Consider the following 6,056-nt stretch of genomic DNA (forward strand, 5'->3'; position numbering starts at 1 on the left):
GCCCCCACGACATCGCGCCAATCGTCCTATCAATGATCCCGATCAGGCTCACGCCGCCTGCTGATAAAAATCCAGAAAGCTGAAACCCGTCTGCAGATCCATGTCTGGCAGGTCATGGTGTTGGTGACCACCAAGGGCGCAGTAGACCAGCCAGTGACGGTCCTGAACATTGAAGGACCAAGCGTCGATCAAGGCTTCCTGTTCGTCACTTGGGGCGATCAGATAAAGGCGGTCCTGGTTTTTGGCGTGCAGCATGTGAAGCTCCATTGGGTCGAAGTTCTTCCTCGAAGGAGCCATACAGTGCCCGGATCAGGTTACGTTCACATGACGGTGATGAAAATTGTCTGACAAGTTTCAGGCATAAAAAAAGGCGCTGAATATCAGCGCCTTTTTTTATCGTCAACAGCATCAGAGCGGTATGCCCGCCTTGACCCGATACTGATTGCGCACCGGCGTCGCGTATTGCTGGATCAGGTAAGGGCGGTGCTCTGCCGGGCATTCGTCGAGACGGCGTTGCCATTCTTCCTGAGCCTTGGTCAGTTCCGGTGCGGCAAACACATCGTTGGCCTTCGGCACATCGAGCGTCGTGTCCGCATCGGCCCATTGTGCGTACGCCAGGTAATGCACCGGGAACAGGCGATAGCCACCGAGAATCTGCCGGTCCATCTCCGTGGCCAGCGCCTTGGTGTCTTCGAACAGCTCGGTGATGGGCGGCGCAAAGTTCACATGGACGCGGCCTTTATAGCCGGTGATACCCAAGGCAATGCTGACATCGTCTTCGCCTGGCACTTTGGTGTAAGTGCCGGTAGTGGCGCGAATATAGAGCTCCCTGGCCTTGGCGTGATCGCAGGGGTCATATTCATAGCTGATGGACACCGGCGTCAGGTTCAGTGACTGGATCACTTCGGCGAATGGCTCGTCCTTGCGGCTCATATGGAACATCTTGAGGATCGCCGACTCGGTACGATCATCACCGTCCTTGGCACGGCCTTCGGCCTGGGCAATCCAGATCGACTGGCAGTCATTGCGAATCGAGTGGTTGATGTAAGCCGATAACAACTGATAAGCCGCCATCTTTTCCCGACGCCCGGCGATAGAGCGATGCACGATGAAGCTTTTGTTCAGGCGCATCAGGTCGCTGACAAACGGTTTTTGCAGCAAGTTGTCGCCAATCGCGATGCGCGGTGTCGGCAGGCCAGCGTGGTAAACGGCGTAATTGACGAAGGCCGGGTCCATCACGATGTCGCGGTGGTTGGCCAGAAACAGATAGGCGCTGCCGGATTTGAACTGCTCGACACCGGTGTAGGTCACACCGTCGGTAGCGCGCTCAATGGTGTGGTCGACGTAGTATTCGACCTTGTCCTGCAAGGTGGCGACCGAATTGATACCGACGAACTGACGGCGCAGCTTGCGGGCAATGATCGGTTGTAATGCCCAGCCCAAAGCGCCTGCCAGTTTCGGGAAGCGGAAGCGGGTCAGGATCGATAGAAATTCTTTGTCGCTGAGCAAACGCTCAAGTACCGCTGAGACTTCAGCGTCGTTGTAAGGTCGGATGGCATCAAATTCGCCCATCATGCTCTCTTGTTAAGGGTGACAAAAATAGGGGAGGCCGGGTCTGAAAATTGCGTCCAGACTCTATCGGAGCCTTCAAAGAGCGCGATTATACGCACAACTGATCCCGGAGACCGCGATGCAGGAAATTCAGAGTTACGACTGTCCTTACTGCGGGGAGCCTGTTGAGGCCGTGCTGGATCTGTCCGGCGGTGATCAGCAGTACATTGAGGATTGCCCGGTATGCTGTCGGCCCATCGTATTCGACCTGCAAACCGATGGTGAAGACTGGAATCTGGATGTTCGCAGCGAGAACGAATGATGCAGAAAGTCTACGAGCCGGAAAACCTCATGGAAGGCGAGCTGTTACAAGGCATGCTCGCCAGTGAGGGGATTGAAGCGCATCTGACCGGTGGGCACTTGCTGGGCGCCCTTGGCGAGTTGCCGGCCCTCGGGCTATTGGGCCTGTTGGTGGACAACGATCAGGTCGAGCGGGCGCGACAGTTGATCACTGAGTACAATGCGGCGCTGCCTTTTTCTGGAGGCGAGGCCGGTGATGAGCCGGACAATTTCCCTGACGTGCTGGTGTGTTGAGCGGCGTAACGGCCTTTTCTTCAATACCCGGCGCATCCAAGTGAGTTTTTTTGCCCCATGTGTGGACGCTATGCGCTGTTTCGTTGGACGCCCGCTTTTGCGGCCTTGCCCGGTTTTCCGGCTGACCAACAGGCGCAATGGAATATATCACCCGCGGATTCGGTGCTCATGTTGCGCGCTATCGCTGGAACTGAAGGCGATCTGGAGCTGGCCCGGGCACGCTGGGGGCTTACGCCCCCCTGGCTGACGGACTTGTCCCGGACACCGGCTCATGCCCGAGCTGAAACCCTGGTCGAGCAACCGATGTTTCGCGAAGCTTTTCGCTTGCGCCGCTGCCTGCTGCCCGCCAATGGTTTTTATGAATGGCGCGGCACGACGCGCAAGCGGCCATTCTGGCTGACGCCGGGGGAAGGCTCCGCGCTGTTTTTTGCAGCGATCTGGGAAGCTTATCCGGTGCAGGGCCATACGTACCTGAGTGTCGCAGTGGTCACGCAACTGGCCGCCAGTCAGCGGCGTCCATTGATCCTCGACGCGCAAGGGCAAAAGGACTGGCTGGCGGCCGACACCCCCCTGCCAACCTTGCAAGCCCTGCTTGCTGCTCCCCAAACCGCACTGCGCGAGCGCCCGCTGGCGAATCTGGTCAATGACCCTAAGCTCAACGCGCCGGAGTGTCTGACGCCGTTGTGATCGCGCAACCTCGTGGGACCGGCTTTAGCCGGGAAGAGGCCGTTATAGTCACTAAAAGTGTGTCGTCAGAACTACTGCCTTCCCGGCTAAAGCCGGTCCCACGTCGCCTATCACCTTGTACGCATACAGGAACCAACGTGTAACCAGGCTGACAAACTTGGCTGTCAGCCAGCATCTGGCGCATCCGCCGTTCACCGCCTAGGATGAGCGCCATGTTCAAAGGGAGATCCATCATGCGTCAGAAATTTGCTCTATGTGCCTTGAGCGTTGCCTTGCTGCTTGGCGGTTGTCAGGCCGTGAATACCACCAGTGGCGATTCGGTCGGAGTAGAGCGCAAGCAATACATGTTCAGCATGCTCTCGACCGATGAGGTCAATCAGATGTATGCCCAGTCCTATAAGGAAACGGTTGGCGAGGCGTCGACCAAAGGCGTGCTGGACACGACCAGCGACAATGCCAAGCGCGTGCATGCGATTGCCGATCGCCTGATCGGTCAGGCACCTAAGTTGCGTCCGGATTCTGCGCAGTGGCAGTGGGAAGTGAACCTGATCAAAAGTGATGAGCTGAATGCCAACTGCGGACCAGGCGGCAAGATCATTTTTTACACGGGTCTGATCGACAAATTGAAGCTGGCTGACGACGAGATCGCGGCGGTGATGGGTCACGAAATCGCCCACGCCCTGCGCGAGCATGGACGAGAGTCGATGTCCAAGGCCTATGGTGTTGCGATGGCCAAGCAAGGGGCAGGTGCAATTCTGGGTCTTGGGCAGGACAGCATGGCACTGGCCGATACCGTGGTGAATTACAGCCTGACATTGCCTAACAGTCGCAGTAATGAAAACGAGGCCGATCTGCTGGGCCTGGAGCTGGCAGCCCGTGCCGGTTACAACCCGAATGCCGCTATCACCCTTTGGCAGAAAATGACCCAGAACTCAGGCGGTTCACAACCTGAATTCATGAGCACTCACCCGGCTTCGGAAAGCCGCATCGCGTCGTTGCAAGCCGCGATTCCCAAGGTGATGCCGTTGTATAACGCGGCCAAAAAATCCTGATACAGCGCAGGTCCATGTTGCTCGTGCGCTCCTGAAGATAAATGTATTCCCATTCAAAGCCTCGCGAACAAGTTCGCTCCTACCGTGTAGCGCGGTGTGGGTAGGAGCGAACTTGTTCGCGAGAGTGGCGACGCGGTGAATCAAGCCAGGCTCCTCGCGGGCAAGCGCGCTCCTACAGGGCAATGCCGTTAAACCCAGCCACTCACCTGCATCGCCTTGTAAACCGCAACCAGCGCGAGCACGAAGAAGGCGCCTGCCGCCAGGCGGCGGATCAGGGTCAGGGGCAGTTTTTCGGCGGCGAAATTGCCTGCCAATACCACCGGCACGTTGGCCAGCAACATACCCAGCGTTGTCCCCAGAATCACCAGCCACAGATACGAATATTGCGCGGCGAGCATGACCGTGGCGATCTGCGTCTTGTCGCCGATTTCAGCGATGAAGAACGCGATCAGCGTGGTCATGAACGGGCCGAACTTGCGTGCAGTGTTGGCTTCGTCTTCATCCATCTTGTCCGGAACCAGGGTCCACAGCGCCGTCGCGGCGAAGCTCGCGGCGAGGATCCAGTGCAGGGTGGCGTCGGAGAAGAAGCTGCCAAACCATGCGCCAACAGCGCCAGCGGCGGCGTGGTTAGCCAGGGTTGCGGCGACGATGCCCGCGATGATTGGCCATGGCTTGCGAAAGCGAGCAGCCAGAATGAGGGCAAGGAGTTGGGTCTTGTCACCGATTTCGGCAAGCGCGACTACAGCGGTAGGGACCAACAAGGATTCCAGCATCAGGTTTTCCTAGGGGCGGGTCGACACGGCTATGACACGTACAGCCTCCCCGCCCCGGGTAAGGTGTTCGTGTCATAGGTCTTGTCAAACCACCGATCCGTCTGAGCGGATTCGGGGTCGTACGCACCATGGTCTGAGGACCAAGTATGTTGATGCGTACCGGACGAGCGTGGCGCTCGTGGGAGACTACTCCCCTAGGACGGAGCGGATTCTGCCTTCAGCTTTCGCTTTGGGCAAGTGCTTATTTTCAAGCCCGCTTGGCGCGATAGATTCGGAAGCCGTTGCCTTCAGCCTTGATCGCACACACGCCAAAATGCTCTTCGATGATGGGTTGATACTTTAGGAAACTATTGGCAACCAGCCGGAGTTCGCCGCCTGATTTCAGATGTTGCCGGGCTTTTCTCAGCAGGTTCTCTGTCGCCTTATAGTCGGTATGTACCCCGACATGGAACGGCGGATTGCTCAAAATCGTGCTCAATCCCATTGGCGCTGCATCGATACCATCACCCGTCAGTACCTCGGCTTCAAGCCCGTTTGCCGCAAGGGTCAGACGCGTACTGGCGGTGGCAAAAGCATCCACATCGAGCATGATCACGTTGTTATGCGGATAGCGACGTTTTACCGCAGCCCCCAACACGCCAGCGCCACAGCCAAAGTCGAGCAAATTGCCGCTCGGCAGCTTGTCGATGTGTTGCAGGAGCAGCGCTGAGCCGCGATCGAGTCGGCCCTGGCTGAAGACGCCCGGCAGGCTGACAACCTTGAGTGGGCCATCTTCCATTTCGACTTCGTACTGCTGGGCGAGGCTTTCCAGCGTTACCGCGTCAGGGGCGTCTTCAACGGTGACTTGCCAGAGCTGACAATGGCGGGCGCTGTCCAGCTTGCGGGCGCGACCAAACGGGCTCAGTTGCTTGGCGGCGGCTTCGATGCCGCTGCGTTTTTCGCCTACCAGAAACAGTTCACGTCCCGCGAGGCGCGAGGCAACGGCATTGAGCAAGTAGTTGGTCAACTCCCGCGCCTTGGGTAAAAACACCACAGCAGCTTCGAATGGCTGCTCAGGAGCTGTTACTCCGAAATGGCTGCGCCCTTCGAAGCGCGCGTCCAGCGCAGCCTGATCGCCAGCATGCCAGCACCAGCCATGGGCCTGCGGCAGGCGGCCCAGCAAATCGTCAGCAGGCAGGCCCGCCAGCAGCAGGGAGCCCTGAAACAACTCGGCCTGACGGAGTAACACTTCACTGCGCGGGTCCATGGTGGGCTCCTCGAAAAAGCGCGGAGTCTAACAGTTTGGAGCCAGCAACGGCGGTGCGATCCTTTGAATTGAAATGCTTTTTCTGTAGGAGCTCACGAGCACCGCGAGGCAGCGATGGCGGTCTGTCTGATACACCGCTATCGCGGCCTCGCG

The 6,056-nt window shown here is 58.2% G+C and carries 8 protein-coding genes and 1 riboswitch; of the genes, 4 read left to right on the forward strand and 4 right to left on the reverse strand.

Going from position 1 to position 6,056, the window contains the following annotated elements; translation table 11 throughout:
- Nucleotides 1-48: 48 nt before the first annotated feature.
- Together H8S59_RS25565 and H8S59_RS25570 are read right to left on the reverse strand one after the other, a co-directional pair.
- Nucleotides 49-255, reverse strand: a complete 207-nt coding sequence (locus H8S59_RS25565; protein WP_027899530.1) for a hypothetical protein — start codon at nucleotides 253-255, stop codon at nucleotides 49-51.
- Nucleotides 256-408: 153 nt separating this feature from the next.
- Nucleotides 409-1,572 carry a 1-acyl-sn-glycerol-3-phosphate acyltransferase gene (locus tag H8S59_RS25570; RefSeq protein WP_187523238.1) on the reverse strand — a complete coding sequence of 388 codons (1,164 nt, stop codon included), beginning with the start codon at nucleotides 1,570-1,572 and terminating at the stop codon, nucleotides 409-411.
- Between the two features lie 118 nt (nucleotides 1,573-1,690).
- On the opposite strand from H8S59_RS25570, the gene H8S59_RS25575 reads away from it, so the two are divergent.
- The 4 genes from H8S59_RS25575 to H8S59_RS25590 all read left to right on the forward strand — a co-directional run bounded on the left by H8S59_RS25575 (nucleotide 1,691) and on the right by H8S59_RS25590 (nucleotide 3,884).
- Complete coding sequence (locus tag H8S59_RS25575; protein ID WP_027899532.1) at nucleotides 1,691-1,873, forward strand: CPXCG motif-containing cysteine-rich protein; 183 nt, start codon at nucleotides 1,691-1,693, stop codon at nucleotides 1,871-1,873.
- The gene (locus H8S59_RS25580) at nucleotides 1,873-2,145 is read left to right on the forward strand and encodes a putative signal transducing protein (RefSeq protein ID WP_095100294.1); all 273 of its coding nucleotides are present in this window, start codon (nucleotides 1,873-1,875) and stop codon (nucleotides 2,143-2,145) included. The genes H8S59_RS25575 and H8S59_RS25580 overlap by 1 nt, the downstream gene beginning before the upstream one ends.
- Nucleotides 2,146-2,202: 57 nt before the next feature.
- Nucleotides 2,203-2,832: an SOS response-associated peptidase gene (locus H8S59_RS25585; RefSeq protein WP_187523239.1), complete on the forward strand. Its 630-nt coding sequence runs from the start codon at nucleotides 2,203-2,205 to the stop codon at nucleotides 2,830-2,832.
- 233 nt (nucleotides 2,833-3,065) lie between these two features.
- Complete coding sequence (locus H8S59_RS25590) at nucleotides 3,066-3,884, forward strand: M48 family metallopeptidase (protein WP_187523240.1); 819 nt, start codon at nucleotides 3,066-3,068, stop codon at nucleotides 3,882-3,884.
- Nucleotides 3,885-4,072: 188 nt separating this feature from the next.
- Here H8S59_RS25590 and H8S59_RS25595 read toward each other — a convergent pair whose 3' ends face one another.
- Together H8S59_RS25595 and H8S59_RS25600 are read right to left on the reverse strand one after the other, a co-directional pair.
- Complete coding sequence (locus H8S59_RS25595; protein ID WP_095099820.1) at nucleotides 4,073-4,657, reverse strand: TMEM165/GDT1 family protein; 585 nt, start codon at nucleotides 4,655-4,657, stop codon at nucleotides 4,073-4,075.
- Between the two features lie 87 nt (nucleotides 4,658-4,744).
- Nucleotides 4,745-4,865, reverse strand: a riboswitch (yybP-ykoY riboswitch).
- Nucleotides 4,866-4,904: 39 nt separating this feature from the next.
- Nucleotides 4,905-5,903 (reverse strand): methyltransferase, encoded by a 999-nt coding sequence (locus H8S59_RS25600; RefSeq protein WP_187523241.1) that lies wholly within the window; start codon nucleotides 5,901-5,903, stop codon nucleotides 4,905-4,907.
- Nucleotides 5,904-6,056 lie beyond the last annotated feature (153 nt).

Origin of the sequence: Pseudomonas folii, assembly GCF_014357575.1 — a bacterium.
GTDB classification, from domain to species: Bacteria; Pseudomonadota; Gammaproteobacteria; order Pseudomonadales; family Pseudomonadaceae; genus Aquipseudomonas; species Aquipseudomonas folii.

What these genes read in the sequence shown, in the direction of transcription:
- H8S59_RS25565 (WP_027899530.1), bottom strand. Translation starts at nt 255, where the DNA reads ATGCTGCACGCCAAAAACCAGGACCGCCTTTATCTGATCGCCCCAAGT.
- H8S59_RS25570 (WP_187523238.1), bottom strand. Translation starts at nt 1,572, where the DNA reads ATGGGCGAATTTGATGCCATCCGACCTTACAACGACGCTGAAGTCTCA.
- H8S59_RS25575 (WP_027899532.1), top strand. Translation starts at nt 1,691, where the DNA reads ATGCAGGAAATTCAGAGTTACGACTGTCCTTACTGCGGGGAGCCTGTT.
- H8S59_RS25580 (WP_095100294.1), top strand. Translation starts at nt 1,873, where the DNA reads ATGCAGAAAGTCTACGAGCCGGAAAACCTCATGGAAGGCGAGCTGTTA.
- H8S59_RS25585 (WP_187523239.1), top strand. Translation starts at nt 2,203, where the DNA reads ATGTGTGGACGCTATGCGCTGTTTCGTTGGACGCCCGCTTTTGCGGCC.
- H8S59_RS25590 (WP_187523240.1), top strand. Translation starts at nt 3,066, where the DNA reads ATGCGTCAGAAATTTGCTCTATGTGCCTTGAGCGTTGCCTTGCTGCTT.
- H8S59_RS25595 (WP_095099820.1), bottom strand. Translation starts at nt 4,657, where the DNA reads ATGCTGGAATCCTTGTTGGTCCCTACCGCTGTAGTCGCGCTTGCCGAA.
- H8S59_RS25600 (WP_187523241.1), bottom strand. Translation starts at nt 5,903, where the DNA reads ATGGACCCGCGCAGTGAAGTGTTACTCCGTCAGGCCGAGTTGTTTCAG.